The sequence below is a fragment of the Bacteroides sp. 51 genome, assembly GCF_010500965.1.
Classification (GTDB): Bacteria; Bacteroidota; Bacteroidia; order Bacteroidales; family Bacteroidaceae; genus Bacteroides.
The window spans coordinates 1-315 of sequence record NZ_QVMI01000179.1 but is presented as its reverse complement, the minus strand read 5'-3'; the positions used below and the strand labels follow the sequence as shown (position 1 = coordinate 315).

1 pseudogene is annotated in these 315 nt (G+C 44.1%); it reads right to left on the bottom strand.

Features of this window, described 5'->3' with window-relative positions:
• Positions 1-122 precede the first annotated feature (122 nt).
• Positions 123-315 (bottom strand): annotated as a pseudogene (locus D0T87_RS24390) (hypothetical protein); the annotation flags it as partial.

Sequence of the window (315 nt, the reverse complement as noted above, 5' to 3'; positions counted from 1 at the left end):
GGTGAAACTGACTTTACTGATGGCTTCGTCCAGGCTTAATGATCTGCGGTAATGGGTTACTTCACTTGTTGGGTAATCAGAATGTATCTTTTAGTTCTTTCAGGTCTTCGGCAGAAATGGTATTATTCCCTGCAATGATATTGTTGATCATCTTCGCGTTTCAGCCGGCTGTGCTTGGCCCAGTTTAAACCCCATTCCAGCGTCCAACCGGGGTGAATAGCAGCAAAGATGGTGCAAGAATACCGATGTTCCTTACGTATAAAAAAGATATGGTTAAAGACGGCAACAACCCGGTATATCTGTATGGATACGGTG